This window comes from Occallatibacter savannae (genome assembly GCF_003131205.1).
Classification (GTDB): domain Bacteria; phylum Acidobacteriota; class Terriglobia; order Terriglobales; family Acidobacteriaceae; genus Telmatobacter; species Telmatobacter savannae.
On the sequence record NZ_QFFY01000002.1, the window covers coordinates 402,540 to 418,190 of the forward strand.

Consider the following 15,651-nt stretch of genomic DNA (forward strand, 5'->3'; position numbering starts at 1 on the left):
CGCTGTCAGTTCGGTGCATATAACTAAGTAGCCGGTGAACTTCTGAAGCTGAATTAGCTCTTCCCCTTCCGAAAGGAAAGTTCGTCTGGTGCCGAATTGGGAAGGATCTCCTTCCACGGCAAATCGTCTTCGTGGTAATGGAAGGAAGCAAGCAGTACCTTCATCACGAGACTGGAGTGCCGGGATGAGCTTTGCAGGACAGTTCGTTCTCGATGTACATCGCGCCCGACACGAGGCGCATGAGGGCCGGCGCGCTGTTGCGGAGTGACCGAGGTGCACGCAATTTTCGAAACGATCCTTGATTATTTGCTGATCGGTGCTGCGCTGTTTCCTGCCTATATGCGGCTAGACGAGCATACGTTTGCACGTGTAATCGAGACGACGGTTGAACTGGTGACACTGCTGGTTTGCTGGATCGTATTCTGGCCTGCGATTGGATATTTCGTAGTGCGTAATCGCTTGTCAGCACGCCTAGGAGGAGATGCACACGGTCGACATAAGCTGCAACATCGTAATGCGCGATGTGCGGTTCTAATTCACCGTGGCGTCGAAGACACCTGTTTCGACCCTTGTTCCGTGTTTCATCTGGATGAAGATGCGGTAAGTGCCGCCGGAGGGGAAGCCATAGGGGAAGGAGACGGTTGACGAGAGCGGCTCGGTGCTCATGCTCATCGAGCTTGCGGCCATGCCGTCCATACCAGCCATTACGCTCATCGATGTTCCGGAGCTCTCGTTGGCTAACACCACAGCGGGCATGGCGGCTGAGCCGTCGGGATGAGTGTGAGCGAAGGCGGTGCCGTCGGTTTTGACGAAGGCTGCGTGGCCGGCCATTCCGAGATAGGGCTGCATATCGGCCGCGGGGTTGCCGTGCGGATCGAGAAGGTGGAAGACGAAGTTGTATGGAGTGTTGGCGGTGAGTGTCTGGGGCTTGTCCCACCGCATGATGTAGCCGTCGGGCAGTTTGGATTCGGGGCCGAGCTGGGTGGTGGAGATCGCTGGCGGGGCGGCGCTGGCGTCGTCGCTACCAAGCGGCGCTGACGAAAGCGCAGGAGGAATCGAGAGGGAGGCCGTTTCTGTTTCGGGGAAGCCGTTGCGGAAGACGACGTCGGCGTAGAGGTGGTAGGTTCCGGGCGGCATGCTGGGTAGAGTTTCGCTGAATCCGGCATTTGAATTTGGTACGGGATGCAGGTGAAGTACGGCATCCATTTCAGGCCAGCGTATGGCATAGAGATGCATGAGATGGCCGTGATCCGCGAGAAGCTGGGAGTTCTGGACCGGTCGCCAAGTGGCGGGGTCATCGGGATCGGGGTCGCCGAGGAAGACGTCCAGGCGATTGCCGTTGAGCGTGGTCCGTAGCTGCGAATTGCGATGCATTCCCGCTCTGTAGTCCGCGGCTTCCACCTTCCACCATTTGCCGGCAAGATAGACGGAACAGGCGCAGAACAAGAGCGCGACAAGGCCAGCGACGAAAGCGCGGCGACGTCGAGAATCTTCGGCTGGCGCGCCCGGGATGAGACGTGCGTCGCGGACAGCGGCCATTACGATGCCTGTTGCTCCGAGGACGAGAATGCAGCCGAGCACGGAGAGCATGAGCGCCATTGGACGCTGCATCCTCAGGGTCTGGGTGGGAACTGCGGGTACGGGGACGCTGGCAGTTGCGGGTCCATTTGACCCGTCGATATGGAAGCGCACCTGCCAAGAGCCGGAGGCCATGATCCATAGGGAGCCCGTGAAGAACGCAGGATCGCTGCCTGAGACTTTCATCGCGTCAGGAGTAGGAGGGTGCTTCGAGGCCTCGCCTGTAAGAGGAAGAGGCGTGATGGTGATGGCGTGAACGGGCGCCCCGCTGGAGCGCACCTCGATACCGGCCACACCGGGAATGACAAGCGGCGTTCGCACCGTGACGAATAGCTTGTAGGGGCCGGCGGAGACTGTTTGGTAGATGTCTTTATTGCCGACGTGCGCGTGGGCGGAGCCGGTCGAGAGCAGAAGCCCGGCTAAGGCACAGAGGAAGAGTCTGCATCGAAGCAGGATCATCGCTGTACTCCGCGCATCCAGCGGCCAAAGAGGAGGCCGAGCCATGTGGAGAAGGATGCGTAGAGGGTAGCGCGGAAAAGTCCGAACCAGAGAGTCGCGCCGGAGTCCGGACGGAAGAAGTGACGCAGGCGGTCGAAGCCGTCGGGCCTTGAGTTGTAGTCGAAGTAGGTGGTGCCGAAGAAGCGGTTCTCGCTCGCAGGCGAGAGGAGGAAGCTGGCGAACGGCCATTCGACGGCGAAGATTACGCCCACGAAGACAAGCCCGGATAGAAGCGCGACCTGCCAGAACTTCCACGTCTTTGTACAGTGCCAGAGCAGATCGAGAGCAAATGCCGGGACGATGAGGAGAATCGGGAACTTCGGCGGAACTAGGTGGGTGACTGGATAGAAGACTGGGCCGAGCTTGGGTTGAGCGGGGAACAGCGGAAAGATGAGGATGAAAGCCATTATCGAGATGGTGTAAATGGCGGCAATGGTCGTTGCAGCCCAGCGGAAGCGCGATGCCTGCGATATCGTTGCGAGCACGACGGGCACTGCGATGGCAAGGCAGATGTAGGCGATGCCGCGATGCAGGCCTACGTCCCAGGTGTATTCCATGATGAAGAACATCTGTCCGCCGAGCACAAGACCGCCGAGGTAGAGAAAGAGACGGCGCAGGTTGGGGTAGTTCACGTCTCCCGCATCGGATGCGCGGTTCATGGCTGCGAGGATGAGGAAGAGCATCCCGAAGTCGATGGCGCGTATGCCCAGGATGAGGAGCGCGTGCGGAGGCGAGATGATCTTCACGTCCAGCCCGTAGGCGTTGTGCCACCAATTGTCGAACGGGGCAGAGGTGAGCATGGCTACGCCGCCCCATCCGGCCAGGAACACGCCAAGCGGAGCGCGGAGGCCAAAGATGTTTACGGAGGCCTCGCGCAGGCGTGCGGCGTGGACGGATTTGCCGAAGGTGGTCGCGAACACGAGGTACATGCCAACGATTCCGGCGATGACGCCGCAGGCGTAGATGGCCATGTGTGCGGGAGTCCAGAAGGTGTCGCGGCCGATGGAGCGATGCCAGGCGACGTCCCACTGACCGCCGAGGGAGGCGGAGGTGACGGCGAGAGCTCCGGCCCAGATGTACCAGGGAACCGAGGTTGCGGGCTGAACCTTTGCTTTGGTCCGGCTGCCGTTAACAAGTAGCGGATGCTGAGCCAGATCGGCAGACATGGATGGACCTCCCGGGGGAAATGGCTCCTTTCATGATACGAGATTGCGTTTCAAGCGGCGGGGGCCGCGCGAGTGCTCGTCGCGATCACGAGGGGAGTCCTGTAGAAAATAGTTGCGATGCGCAATGATTGCATGATACAACGATACGTCATGGCAAGCAGAGGGCAATCTGGGAAGTGTCAGGCGCAAGCTGAGCAATTTCTGAATGCATGGTTCGAGGTACGCCAACTCATCCAGGCGCTGAATCTGAGCCGATTCAAGCAGGAGGGGTTGAGTGCGACCCAGTTCATGGTGATCAACGTGCTGAATCCTGCGGGACCGACCACCGCGGTCGAACTTGCGGAGCGGCTGAACGTACATCCCGCCACGATTGTTCGCACGCTTGATGGGCTGGAAGAACGGAAGCTGATCGGACGAACCCGGAATGTTGAAGATCGCCGCGAGGTTCATGTGACGCTCACGGCCAAAGGTCGAGAGCTGCAGAACTCGGCAAGGGGGGGGGTTGGCCGGCAGATTGCGACCATCTTTTGCTCGATGAGCGAAACGGGAAGAGATGCGCTGCTGGCGGGATATTGCGAATTTGCTGAAGCGGGACGCCGCGCACTGGGAAACCAAAAACAACGCTAAGAACGACTGGGAGGTCACATATGAAAGATACTCAGGTCCTCATTGCAGGAGCAGGGCCGGCGGGGCTGATGAGCGCTTTGCTTCTGGCCCGAGCCGGCGTTCGTGCCACAGTTATCGAGCGGCGCCCTTCGATGTCTGTGCATCCGAAGGCGCGCGGATTGAATCTGCGCACGATGGAAATACTTCGGGCGCTCGGCCTTGAGCAGGCTGTTCTGACAGCAGGCGCGGACCTTGCGAAGAACAAGTTCATGCTCTTTGTGGAGACGCTTGCAGGACGCGAGATTCGGCGCATTCCCGATGACGATCTGATGCTGAAAGGCGAACTGCTGCGGCAATGGACCCCGTGCACCTGGACGCAATGTTCGCAGGACACGCTGGAGAAGGTTCTTGCTGAGGCGGCAGTTCAGGGCGGCGCGGAGATCTGTTTCTGCGCGCAACTGACAGCTTTCACCGAGGATGATGGCAATGTGAGCTGCACTGTTCGTGATCGGAGTTCGGAGACAGATCGGGAAATTCGCGCGAGATATCTGCTGGCTTGCGACGGATCAGACAGCTTCGTACGCCGCGCGCTGCGTATTCCATTGGAAGGACGCTCCGCGATCGAGCACTTCGTGAATATCTACTTCCGTGCGGAGTTGAAGGATCTTGTTCAGGGCCGCTGGTTCGGTATCTGCTTCGTCGAGAACCCGAAGGTTCGAGGGCTCTTTTTGCCTGTGGACAACGACTCTCGGTGGCTGCTCAATGTTCAGTTCGATCCTGAGGTCACGTCGTCGGAAACCTTCACGAAGGAGAAGTGTCTCGAACTGGTTTGCGCGGCGGTGGGAGATTCAGGTCTGGACGTTGAGATTCTCAGCGCTATTCCATGGCAAGCAAGCGCTCTCGTTGCGCCTCGCCTTCGGGAGGGACGGGTGTTTCTTGTCGGGGATTCGGGGCACATCATGCCGCCTGCAGGTGCTTACGGGCTGAACACGGCTGTTCAGGATGCGCACAACCTTGCCTGGAAACTCGCGGCCGTGTTGAAGGGAGAGGCGGGGGAAGTGCTGCTTGATTCGTACGAGCAGGAGCGGCTGCCAATTGCCGCGGAGCTTGCGAGGGAGGCAGAGCGGGCGATGGATGCTCCAAATCCGTGGGAGTCCGGAGAAGGGAATGGCCCGGCAGCTGAGGCGGGATCTGAACCGGTGTGGGGCGGCCCTGAACATGCGGAAGATGGAGACGGGCAGGGTTCCAGCCCGTGGGATCAACCGCTGGAAGAGCAAGTTCGCGTGGTGATTGGGTTCCAGTATCGATCGGGTGCAGTCGCCGAAGGAGAGCGATTGGAGGGGCTCGAACTGCGCTGCCAGCCCGGCACGCGGTTTCCGCATGCGTGGCTGAGCGATGGCAGATCTACGCTGGATTTGCTGGTATCGGGTTTCAGCGCGGTGGTGGCTGAGGGAGCGGTGATTCCCGTCTCGATTCCGGCATCAGTTCACGTTGTGCGGCTTCCGGAGCCGGCGTGGGCTGAGGTTAAGCCGTCAACGGAAAGCGAACTTGTTCTTGTGCGGCCGGATGGTGTGGTTGCTGAGCATGGTCGCTTGTCGGAGTTGAAAGAAATGTTGAGCGCGGCGACAGGGATGCACGCGCACGCCATCGCTTCGTGAGTAGTGAAGTGAGCCGAAGAAAACTGATCAGAACCGTTTCTTGCTGTCGAGCAGGATGGTCACCGGACCCTCGTTAACGAGACACACGGACATGGTGGCCTGAAACTGACCCGTCTCGCAGCGGATGTTGAGGCGGCGCGTTTGTGCGACGAAGTGCTCGTAGAGGGGACGCGCGTGGTCAGGCTTGGCCGCTTCGTCGAAGGAGGGGCGCTTGCCGCGGCGGACGTCTCCGTAGAGCGTGAACTGCGAGATGGCGAGTACGGCTCCGCCCACGTCGATGACACTGCGATTCATTTTGCCCTGGTCGTCTTCGAAGATGCGAAGGCCAGAGATTTTGTCCACGAGGTAGTCGGCGTCGGAGGCGACGTCATCCGCGGAGACGCCAAGCAGTACGAGGAAACCGAGCCCGATCTCGCCGATGACAGCGTGGTCTACGGTGACTGATGCCTTCGAAACCCGCTGTACTACGGCGCGCATTGCAGTTCAGGTTAGCATCTCGATGAACGAGGAAGCGGTGTTCTGCGACGATTCGATCTCCGTTGGGTAAAATCGCTCATGTCTTTATTGGGTGCGCGAGGCGAATGTCGACGATGAGCAGGGGTATCTCCGGCTGGTGTGCGGTGGTTCTTTGCAGCGCTGTCCTTGCAGGTGGACGCGGTGAGCTGAGGGCGGAAGAGGCGCGGAGTGCGAGAGCCGAGGCTAGCTTCGCGGATGTCGACGCGATTGTGCGACAGGCAATCGAGAGAGGGAAGATGCCGGGTGCGGTCGTCGTGATCGGGCACAACGGACGTGTGGTTTACCGGAAGGCTTTCGGGTCGCGATCGATTGAGCCAACGCGCGAGCCGATGACGGTGGGCACGATCTTTGATATGGCTTCGCTGACGAAATGCATCGCGACGACGACGGCGATGATGCAACTGATCGATACGGGGCGCGTGAAGCTGAATGATCCCGTGAGCGCGTATCTGCCGTGGTTTGGAGAGAACGGGAAGGGGCAGATCACTGTTCGCGAGCTGATGACGCACTACGCGGGGCTCGCTCCGGATCTCGATCTGTCGAAGCCGTGGCAGGGTCGTGATACGGCACTCAAGATGATTATGGATGCGAGGCCGGTGGATGTACCTGGCACGCGATTCGTCTATAGCGATATCAATTTCGAGACACTCGGGTTCCTGGTGGAAGCGGTGTCAGGCATGCCGCTGAACGAGTATGCGGAGAAGAAGATTTTTGTGCCGCTGGGGATGACGAGGACGGGTTTCCTTCCCCCTGCGGAGTGGATGCCTGAGATTGCGCCTACGGAGTATGACGAGAACGGGAAGATGCTGCGCGGAGTAGTTCACGATCCGACGGCGCGGAGGATGGGAGGAGTTGCGGGGCACGCAGGGCTCTTTTCGACGGCCGATGATGTTGCGAAGTTTGCGCAGGAGCTGCTGAGCGGTCATGCGGTTCTGAGCCGGATGGCGGTGGAGAAAATGTCGACACCACAGCAGGCGGCGACGGCGACGAGCTTGCGGGGACTCGGGTGGGATATCGATTCTCCATTTGCGAGCAATCGCGGAGAGCTGCTGCCGGTGGGATCATTCGGGCACACCGGGTTTACGGGGACGTCATTGTGGATCGATCCGACCACGGATACGTACGTGATTCTTCTGACGAACGCGGTTCATCCGATCGGGGAGGGATCGGTGATCTCTCTGCGGACGCGGCTGGCGAGCGCTGTTGTTCATTCTCTCGCTCTAACGGTGAGCCAGCGCGAGAAGGTGCGGCTGGCTCGCATTACTGGGTACAACGAGTCGTTGATGGGAGAGCGACGCTTTACGATTCGCAATGGAGATGTGAAAGCCGGGATCGACGTTCTGGAAGAGCACGACTTTCGGGAGCTGCATCCGAATCGAGAACATCCGGTATGGATCGGGCTGGTGACGAATCAGACGGGGATCGATGCGCATGGACGGCGTACGGCGGATGTGCTGGCCCACGCCAGCGGACTCGAACTGAAAGCAATCTTCAGCCCTGAACGCGGGATTGCCGGGACATTGGATACCGGAGCGATTGACGACTCGAGAGATGCGGCAACTGGCGTTTCGGTCTACAGCGTGTACGGCGATGCGGATGCGAAGCGTAGACCCAAGGCGGAACAGCTTGCCGGTGTGGATGCGATTGTGTACGACATTCAGGATGTGGGTGCACGGTTCTACACGTATGAGACAACGCTGGGGTACTTCCTGGAGGCTGCGGCAAAGGCGCACAAGCCGATCTTCGTTCTAGATCGGCCGAACCCGGTGGGAGGCACTTATGTTCAGGGGCCGATTGCAGACGCGGGAAGTGAGTCGTTTGTGAGCTACGGGCGGATTCCGGTTCGCCATGGAATGACGATCGGCGAGTTGGCGAGGATGTTCAACGGAGAGCGATCGATCGGGGCAGAGCTTACGGTTGTTGGAATGGAAGGGTGGATGCGGGGAGACTGGTTTGACTCCACCGGCCGCATATGGGTGAATCCTTCTCCAAACATGCGAAGCTTGACGGAAGCTACGTTGTACACCGGGATCGGCATGATTGAAGGCTCCAATGTTTCGGTGGGACGCGGCACCGATACCCCGTTCGAAGTTGTGGGAGCGCCATGGATCGAGGCGGCGGCGCTGGCGAGCTATCTGAACGGCAGGCAGATCGACGGTGTTCGATTCGTTCCGGTCTTATTCACTCCGACTGAGTCGATCTATGCGAAGGAGCGATGCGGAGGAGTGAACATCGTAGTGACAGCGCGTGACAGCCTGGATGCGCCGGAGTTGGGATTGGAGATCGCGAGCGCGCTGAGAGTTCTTCATCCGAAGGAATTCAAGATTGGCGCGATCGATGGGCTGATGCGCAGCAAAGCCGCTCTTGAATCTTTGCAGAAGGGAGGCGATCCGCGACGGATCGCTGAAGACTGGCAGGATGCGAACAACACGTTCGCTGAAAACCGAAAGAAATATCTGCTGTACTGAAGGGCCACCAAGGCGGGTTAGTGGAGAGGCGAACGGATGCAAGTTGGGGAGATGAGTAGGTTGAAGTCGCGAGTTGCGCTTCGATTCGTGCTGCTGGGTACAACGCTCGCGGGTTCGCTTGCGGGGGCGCAGCAATCTGTTCCCAATGCGGAGTTTGTAGTATCGCGGCCTGTGGTCAATATGTATAAGAGCGCATCGGCCGATACCGAGGTCACGTCGCAGGTGCTGTACGGGACCGGTGTGAAGTCGCTCGAGAAGCAGGGAGACTGGATACGGATTGAGACTGCGGACGACTATACGGGCTGGGTTGAGGCCGGAGATGTGCGTGCTCAGGGTGGGTCCGCCTATGCACCTGAGGGTCATTCTGTCCGGGTGACCGCGTTGAGCGCCAACGCCTACCGCGAAGCCGACGTGACGGAGCACGCGCCTGTGCTTCGCCTGCCGTGGGAAGCGATCCTGGAGGTTGCGTCGGACTCACCGAAAGATGATGCGCGCTGGCTGAGGTTCGGCTGGTGGATGGGGAAACTGCATGGGTGCAGCGCGGCGATGTAGGGAAGAAGGAAGCGCCGCTCTCGATCGAAGAGACGCTGCAAGTTGCTCGCAGGTTCCTTGGAATCACGTACACGTGGGGAGGAACGAGTAGCTTCGGGTTCGATTGTTCAGGGTTTACGCAGATGCTCGTGCGGCAGCGCGGGATCGAGATGCCGCGTGATGCCGATCTCCAGGCGGGGTGGAGCGGAGTGATTTCGGTGGATCGGAAAGATCTTCAGCCGGGCGATCTGCTTTTCTTCGGCTCGAACTCTTCGAACATCACCCACACTGGAATGTATCTCGGGCAAGGCAAGTTCATTCACGATACGACGCACGATCATCCGGGAGTGCAGATCAGCGTGCTGGACGAGATGCCCTGGACGAAGCTGCTGGTAGTAGCACGGAGAGTGAAGCAGTGAGGCGAGGGATTTTTCAAACTGCTGCTTGATGGGTCGGGTTCGGCCGGCACCAGCGCAGGCGCATGCGCCGTCGGTTGAATAAGCATCGTCGCCCGGCGTCTGAGGCGAAATCCGTTTGGCTACTTTGTGGTCGACCGAACTCGTGCGCTCGCAAACTCTCGACTATTGCATGAGACTGATGACGTCTGCGATTCGATCGAATGCCCAATCGATCTCAGGTTTGGTGATGACGAGCGGCGGCGCGAGGCGAATGACCGTGCCGTGGGTCTCTTTGCAGAGGAGGCCTTCGTGCATGAGCGCTTCGCAATAAGGCCGGGCACTGCGAAAGAGCTCGATCGCGATCCAGAGGCCGCGGCCGCGTATCTCTTTGATGGCAGGGCTGTGGAGCGATTGAAGACGCTCGATAAAGTACGAGCCGAGTTCGGCGGATCTCTCGGACAGTTTCTCTTCGACGATTACGCGCAGTGCAGTTCGGGCGACGGCACAGCCCAGGGGATTGCCGCCGAATGTGCTTCCGTGGTCTCCGGGCTTATAGACGCCCATGATTTCGCGTGAGGCAAGAACCGCGGAGACGGGGTAGAAACCGCCTGCAAGAGCTTTGCCGATGATCAGAACATCGGGTGTGATGCCCTCATGCATGTAGGCAAAGAGCTTGCCTGTGCGACCGAGACCGGATTGGATCTCATCGAGCATGAGCAGGACGCGGGCTTCGCGGCAGATATCTGCAGCCTCGAGCAGGAAACCGTCGGGCGGTATCACGATGCCGGCTTCGCCCTGGATCGGTTCGAGGAGGAACGCGCAGGTATTCGAGGTGATCGCTTCGCGAAGAGCTTTGGCGTCTCCGAAAGGGATGACTTTGAATCCAGGAGTGAACGGTCCGAAGCCATCGCGATATTGCGGATCGCTGGAGAAGCTGACTGCCGAGATGGTGCGCCCGTGAAAGTTGCCGGCGCAGACGATGACTTCAGCCTGGTTCTCGGGAATGCCCCTGTGTTTGTAGCCCCACTTGCGCGCGGTCTTGATAGCGGTTTCGACAGCTTCAGCGCCGGAGTTCATCGGGAGCGCCGCGTCAAAGCCGGTCAGGTCGTGGAGATCTCTGTAGAGCAGCGGAAGTTGTTCGTTGCGAAATGCCCTGGACGTGAGTGTGACCTTCGCGGCCTGATCCTTCAAGGTCTGGAGGATTCTCGGGTGGCAGTGGCCTTGATTGACGGCTGAGTAGGCTGCGAGGCAATCGAGGTAGCGCTTGCCGTCGATGTCATATACCCAAACGCCCTCGGCGCGCTCGATAACGACGTCAAGAGGGTGGTAGTTGTTGGCGCCATAGCGGTTTTCCAGGTCGACAAGTTCCTGGGTGCGCGTCAACTTATCCAACTGCTGCGGGGTCATGATTGCCTTTCGATCCTTGGGTCTCTTCCATGATCGCAGCTTTGGGGAGCGTTGGGCCAGCTTAGGTGCTGGGTTCCGGGGGATCTGGCGAGCGGCGGATCAGGGCTTAACTATCATCTTTCCAACGCCGTCGAGGTACTGGCTGGCGACTGTGAAAGCTTCGTGGATCTGGTCGAGGGGCCGTTCATGTGTAAGGACAGGCTCGAACCAATCGGGATGGAGGCGGAGAAGTTCAAGCGCCTCGCCCGTTTCGTGGTTCGAGCGGCGGACGTTGTAGATGGTGAGTTCCTTGCGGCGCATCGCGGAGCCGTCGAGAGCTACGAATGATGTGGAATGGATGCCGGTGAGGGCCACCCGTCCGGCATTGCGGGTCATGTGGACTGCCTGATCGGTTGTTTGTTCTCCGGCGGCGCAGTCGATCGCGCAGTCGACGCCACGGCCCGCGGTGTCGCGCAGCAGCTCCGGGAGCGCAGTGGCTGGTTCGAGGGCAGCATGTGCGCCGAGTTGAACGGCCAGTTCGCGGCGGTGCGGAAGGGGTTCGATAGCACAAATCCTGCCGACCTTTGCAGCGCGAAGTGCTGCGATGGTCATGAGCCCGATGGGACCTGCACCGATTACAGCCACATGCTCATCCGGTTGAATTGAAGCGAGGCGGAGAGAATGCAGGGCGATGGCGAGAGGCTCGGCAAGCGTGGCTGCAGCGAAGGACATCTCCGGCGGAATGGGAACGAAGTTGGTGGAGGGTAAATTCACGCGCTCGCGAAAGAAGCCGGGGTAGTTGGGATTGCTGAGGAAGCGGATGTTCGCGCAGACGTTGTGGTGCCCACTCAGGCAGAATTCGCAGTGGTAGCAGTAGAGCGCGGGTTCGAGTGCGCCGCGATCGCCAACGTTGAGCCCCGTGACCCCGGGTCCGACTTTGGCAATGATGCCCGAGGGCTCGTGTCCGAGGACCATGGGATAGACGTTGGGAATGCTTCCAACTGCGCCTTCAGAGTAGGCGTGGAGGTCTGATCCGCATACGCCGACTGCCTGGACCTGCACCTGAACCTCACCGGGTGCGGGATCGGCGATGGACATTTCAGCTTGCCTGAATGTTCGGGGCGCGATGAGTTCGGCGGCTCTCATACATCTATGGAGAACGATACCCCATCTACAGGGGATTGATCTGGATGCCAAAAACACGAAACCCCGGGACGACGCCCGGGGTTCTTCGTGGATCAGCTTAGAGCTGATTTGACTACCAGGTGGAAACCTTGAGGCCGTCGATGTAGACAGTCTCGCTTCCACTTCCGTATCCATCAACCTGGAACTGCGTGTTGATGACGTCGCCCCATCCCAGCGCTGCGGCCGCGTAGGCTGTGGCATTGATGTAGAACGCTTTTCCGTCGAGCCAGATGGTGTGATAGGTGACGTGACCGGAGGTATCGCGCGAGAAGCTGGCCTGTACGTGATGCCAAGTGTTGACGGACCAACTACGCGGGTTGCAGTAAGCACCGCTCTTGCCCACCCAGTGCGGTCTCACGCTCGTGGCGCTGCCGGTGTTGACGGTGTAATCCCAGAGCCCGGTCCAGCCGTCGCATTGGACGCCCATGAGCATGGTCTGCCCGTTGGGCATCGTCTGATTCACATCGAACTCCAGGTTGCCGATTTTGCTTGCAGAGTTCGCAATGTACACCCAAGTGTCATAGAAGAAGTTCTGGGCACTCACATTATCGGAGAAGGACACGCTGTAGCGCTCAGTGCCGTTGCTCGAGAAGGTAGTGTAGAACTTTCTGGAACTGCCGTACTTGGAAGGAGAGCTCACGATACTCATACTGCCGGTGGACGATCCAGCGCCGCCGCTGTCGTGCTGTGCCTTCCAGCCGCCAAGGGACTCGATCGAGCTGACGGAATCAGCATACGAGGGTACCGTCGTCGCCGAAGTTGTTGAGACGCTGGTGGAAGACTTCACATTGACGGTCACGTCTGTCACGCACGATGCTCCGTTTGCTCCCCACGCCTTCACATGAAGTACGTGTGTTCCCGTTGATGAGGAGATGCTCTTGCTGAGGCTCTGAGTCTTCACGACGGTGGTGTCGCTGCTGCTGTCGAACGACCAGCCCATGGCTGTGACGCTCTGCGACGAGCACGTGGATGCGGATGCAGAGAGTGTAAAGGGCGAGGAGACGCTCGAGTCGTTCGTGGGGCTGTTGACGGTTACACCAGCGAGGGCCGGAAGTGAGAGCGTGAGAACTGCGGAGGATGTGACGATCAGATTTCTGAAGAGTTTCATCGATTTCCTTTGCGATTTGAAGGCGTAGATTCGCACCGACTCCCCACTGGCGTTTTCGCAAGCGCAGGTCGAAACGTTATTCGGTTTTTGAGTGGGCTGTTCTGAGAGGCACGAAGGAGATGTACCAGGTCTTACTGCTCAGCAACCTCTAATCGCAGTGCCGGAGTCCGCTCTTCCAAGGACACCGGACTAACTTCATGGATAAGACCCGCAGCGTCCGAGTGGGTTTGTTCGCGGCTTTCTTACAATCTGTCCCGCTATCTGTGGCCCATTCGTCACCAGGTCTTCTTTGACCACAGGCAACTTGTTGAATTGTTCTTGGCAATCCTTTCACACTTTAGTTGTAGCTTCAACGCAAATTCATCGATTTTCCCAGAAAAATTTGCGTTGCCGGGCATCCTGGAAATATTTACCCGCATCGAGAAAAACATACATCTTTGCAGGTAAAAAGTTCTTCTAAAGTGTAGGAATTCCGAGAACCCTTACTCAGACCATTGGACCGTAATCAGTTGGAATGTGCAGTGCGTTTCGTCACTCGGGTCCATCGGCTTCTTCTCAGACTTCTCTGATCAGGAAATGCAGAAAAGAAGATGGCGGATCAACTAAGTTAATCCGCCGGGTAAGTAGATGCTGGCTGATTCTTACCAGCGGTACTGCGTGAAATTGTCTACATATATCGTTGCTGAACCCGAGCCGCTTCCGTCGACCTGGAAGTTGGCTACGAGCGCGCCAAGACCCCAGTTGAGGGAGAAAGCCGAGTTGACGGTCTGATTGATTGGAGCTTCTACTCCGTCGAACCATACCGAGTGGTAGGTCACATTCCCTGCGTCGTCGCGCGACGTGTAGATCTGAATGTGATGCCAGGTATTGCGAGTCCAGTTTGCCGGGTTGCAAGGCGCTGTGGATTTCAGCCAGTGGATGCTGGGGCTGGTGGGTGTCCCAAGGTTGCCGGTGTATTCCCATGTGTTCGAGTATCCGGAGCACTGGAAAGCGTAGATGACCGTGTCACCGTTGCTCATTACCTGGTTGTTGTCCATCTCCAGATTGACAAGTGAGCTTCCCGAAGCGATGTAGACCTGTACGTCGTAGACGAAGTTCTTGGAATAGGTGTCGTTGCCGTAGCTGATGGAGTAGAGCTCTCCGCCGCTGTTGGTGTAGCTGGTGTAGTACTTCTCGCTCTGACCGCTCTGCGTTGGATCGCTGGTGAGCGTCATCGCGCCTGTGGAGGTTCCGGGCGTTGCGGGATCGTGCTTGATCCTCCAATTAGGGAGTAGCTGAATCTGCTTTTCTGCGGTTGCGTACGAGGGAATCGGCGCTCCCTTCGATGCGGATGAGATGACGTAACTGGCACGAGCCAACCCGCTGTTGGCCATGTTTGGAGCGACAGCGACGGCCTGGAGTGTGGTGGATTTGGCAATGGCGAGAGGTCCCGCGTATTTATAAGAAGCTGTTGTGGGAGCGGAACCGTCCGTTGTGAAGTAAATTGTGGATCCGGCGGTCGGGGAAGCCATCGCGACAGTCTGGCTAGTGGTGTACGTGCCAGATGGCACAGAGATGGCAGGCGTTGCTGCCGAGGCGGCTGCAGCTACATTAATGTTGAGCTGTACCTGGCCGATCACCTGCTCTCCCCAGCACTTGATGTGCAACACGTGAGCACCCGGCGCTGCGGTAGCCGATGCTGTGAACGAAGTTGGCTCAATCACCGAAGCTCCATTGTCGAGTGAATAGCCCATGGATACGGCTGGCTTCCCGGCACAGGATGTCGTGCTTGCGCTTACCGTGAAGGGCGAGGAGAGAGAGGCGCCGTTCGAGGGAGCGTTAACCTTTATATTTGTCGCCGTGGACGCTGCGGCGACCGTGATGTTCAGAAGTGTTTCCGCGTGGACGTTTTTACCCCAGCACTTTACGTGCAGAACATGAGATCCGGCAGACGCGGATACGGATGCGGAGAAAGAGGTCGGTTCGATCACAGCCGTGTTGCTGTCGAGCGAATAGCCCATCGAGACTGCGGGAACACCGGCACAAGTCGTAGTACTCGCAGAGACAACAAACGGGGACGTCACCGTGGTGCCGTTGGAAGGCGAGTAGACGGTGATTGCGTGAGCAGATACGGTAATGGTTGGGAGCGCCATGGCAGCAATAAGCAAAGACTTCATAAGTGAACCTCGAGAAATATGGCGGTGCATGCGGTGACGCAACTCAGCGGTGCGTATCACCGGAACGAACAGCGGGGGAGTGCACTGTCGGGGTTTCTATCGAAAAGTCCAACCGTACGGCATTGTCTTTCGAACCTGCCTGCGTTCGACGAGGAGGACCGGATGTAATTCGGACTTGTAAAGCGCAGGAGGTTCTGCCGAGCGGAAGGGATATATGAAGATTTCGCGTGCTGCTGACGCGGCACTTTATGTTTCGGTGGATCGCACGAAAACTCATCCCGACCAGTCCTGAACGAAATACCTGCTTAGACCGGGGTAGGGCATTACTAAAGGGCTGGCACCAGTGGTGAGCCCCGCAATGCGTCTCAGAGGCCAACTTACGACACATTCTGAAACG

12 protein-coding genes are annotated in these 15,651 nt (G+C 58.6%); 5 read left to right on the forward strand and 7 right to left on the reverse strand.

Annotation, left to right across the window (positions count from 1 at the left end):
- Positions 1-531 precede the first annotated feature (531 nt).
- Positions 532-2,037, reverse strand: a complete 1,506-nt coding sequence (locus tag DHV10_RS09180) for a hypothetical protein (RefSeq protein ID WP_109486053.1) — start codon at positions 2,035-2,037, stop codon at positions 532-534.
- Positions 2,034-3,242 carry a hypothetical protein gene (locus DHV10_RS09185; protein WP_239461413.1) on the reverse strand — a complete coding sequence of 403 codons (1,209 nt, stop codon included), beginning with the start codon at positions 3,240-3,242 and terminating at the stop codon, positions 2,034-2,036. The genes DHV10_RS09180 and DHV10_RS09185 overlap by 4 nt, the downstream gene beginning before the upstream one ends.
- 150 nt (positions 3,243-3,392) lie before the next feature.
- Between DHV10_RS09185 and DHV10_RS09190 the strand changes: the two genes are divergently transcribed.
- Both DHV10_RS09190 and DHV10_RS09195 read left to right on the forward strand, forming a co-directional pair.
- Entirely contained in the window at positions 3,393-3,869 is a 477-nt protein-coding gene (locus DHV10_RS09190) for a MarR family winged helix-turn-helix transcriptional regulator (protein ID WP_162601365.1), read from the forward strand.
- Positions 3,870-3,889: 20 nt separating this feature from the next.
- Positions 3,890-5,506, forward strand: coding sequence for an FAD-dependent monooxygenase (locus DHV10_RS09195; protein WP_109486055.1), 1,617 nt, complete (start codon positions 3,890-3,892; stop codon positions 5,504-5,506).
- A 27-nt stretch (positions 5,507-5,533) separates the two neighbouring features.
- Here the strand turns inward: DHV10_RS09195 and dtd are convergent, their stop codons facing one another.
- The gene (dtd, locus tag DHV10_RS09200; RefSeq protein ID WP_109486056.1) at positions 5,534-5,983 is read right to left on the reverse strand and encodes a D-aminoacyl-tRNA deacylase; all 450 of its coding nucleotides are present in this window, start codon (positions 5,981-5,983) and stop codon (positions 5,534-5,536) included.
- Between the two features lie 113 nt (positions 5,984-6,096).
- On the opposite strand from dtd, the gene DHV10_RS09205 reads away from it, so the two are divergent.
- The 3 genes from DHV10_RS09205 to DHV10_RS09215 are packed head-to-tail and all read left to right on the forward strand — an operon-like array spanning position 6,097 to position 9,440.
- Positions 6,097-8,490: a serine hydrolase gene (locus DHV10_RS09205; protein ID WP_109486516.1), complete on the forward strand. Its 2,394-nt coding sequence runs from the start codon at positions 6,097-6,099 to the stop codon at positions 8,488-8,490.
- Positions 8,491-8,541: 51 nt separating this feature from the next.
- Complete coding sequence (locus DHV10_RS09210; protein ID WP_162601366.1) at positions 8,542-9,042, forward strand: SH3 domain-containing protein; 501 nt, start codon at positions 8,542-8,544, stop codon at positions 9,040-9,042.
- Complete coding sequence (locus DHV10_RS09215) at positions 9,003-9,440, forward strand: C40 family peptidase (RefSeq protein ID WP_162601367.1); 438 nt, start codon at positions 9,003-9,005, stop codon at positions 9,438-9,440. The genes DHV10_RS09210 and DHV10_RS09215 overlap by 40 nt, the downstream gene beginning before the upstream one ends.
- 162 nt (positions 9,441-9,602) lie before the next feature.
- On the opposite strand, the gene rocD is transcribed toward DHV10_RS09215, so the two are convergent.
- The 4 genes from rocD to DHV10_RS09240 all read right to left on the reverse strand — a co-directional run bounded on the left by rocD (position 9,603) and on the right by DHV10_RS09240 (position 15,254).
- Positions 9,603-10,826 carry an ornithine--oxo-acid transaminase gene (gene rocD, locus DHV10_RS09220; RefSeq protein ID WP_109486059.1) on the reverse strand — a complete coding sequence of 408 codons (1,224 nt, stop codon included), beginning with the start codon at positions 10,824-10,826 and terminating at the stop codon, positions 9,603-9,605.
- Positions 10,827-10,925: 99 nt separating this feature from the next.
- Positions 10,926-11,903, reverse strand: coding sequence for a zinc-dependent alcohol dehydrogenase (locus DHV10_RS09225; protein ID WP_239461415.1), 978 nt, complete (start codon positions 11,901-11,903; stop codon positions 10,926-10,928).
- 160 nt (positions 11,904-12,063) lie between these two features.
- Positions 12,064-13,098, reverse strand: coding sequence for a hypothetical protein (locus DHV10_RS09230; protein ID WP_162601368.1), 1,035 nt, complete (start codon positions 13,096-13,098; stop codon positions 12,064-12,066).
- A 641-nt stretch (positions 13,099-13,739) separates the two neighbouring features.
- The gene (locus DHV10_RS09240) at positions 13,740-15,254 is read right to left on the reverse strand and encodes a chitobiase/beta-hexosaminidase C-terminal domain-containing protein (RefSeq protein ID WP_162601369.1); all 1,515 of its coding nucleotides are present in this window, start codon (positions 15,252-15,254) and stop codon (positions 13,740-13,742) included.
- Positions 15,255-15,651: the final 397 nt, after the last annotated feature.

Bases quoted from the DNA above. Each gene is read 5' to 3' on its own strand.
- rocD (WP_109486059.1), bottom strand. From the start codon at position 10,826: ATGACCCCGCAGCAGTTGGATAAGTTGACGCGCACCCAGGAACTTGTC.
- DHV10_RS09190 (WP_162601365.1), top strand. From the start codon at position 3,393: ATGGCAAGCAGAGGGCAATCTGGGAAGTGTCAGGCGCAAGCTGAGCAA.
- DHV10_RS09230 (WP_162601368.1), bottom strand. From the start codon at position 13,098: ATGAAACTCTTCAGAAATCTGATCGTCACATCCTCCGCAGTTCTCACG.
- DHV10_RS09185 (WP_239461413.1), bottom strand. From the start codon at position 3,242: ATGTCTGCCGATCTGGCTCAGCATCCGCTACTTGTTAACGGCAGCCGG.
- DHV10_RS09205 (WP_109486516.1), top strand. From the start codon at position 6,097: ATGAGCAGGGGTATCTCCGGCTGGTGTGCGGTGGTTCTTTGCAGCGCT.
- DHV10_RS09195 (WP_109486055.1), top strand. From the start codon at position 3,890: ATGAAAGATACTCAGGTCCTCATTGCAGGAGCAGGGCCGGCGGGGCTG.
- DHV10_RS09180 (WP_109486053.1), bottom strand. From the start codon at position 2,037: ATGATCCTGCTTCGATGCAGACTCTTCCTCTGTGCCTTAGCCGGGCTT.
- DHV10_RS09210 (WP_162601366.1), top strand. From the start codon at position 8,542: ATGAGTAGGTTGAAGTCGCGAGTTGCGCTTCGATTCGTGCTGCTGGGT.
- dtd (WP_109486056.1), bottom strand. From the start codon at position 5,983: ATGCGCGCCGTAGTACAGCGGGTTTCGAAGGCATCAGTCACCGTAGAC.
- DHV10_RS09240 (WP_162601369.1), bottom strand. From the start codon at position 15,254: ATGAAGTCTTTGCTTATTGCTGCCATGGCGCTCCCAACCATTACCGTA.
- DHV10_RS09225 (WP_239461415.1), bottom strand. From the start codon at position 11,903: ATGTCCATCGCCGATCCCGCACCCGGTGAGGTTCAGGTGCAGGTCCAG.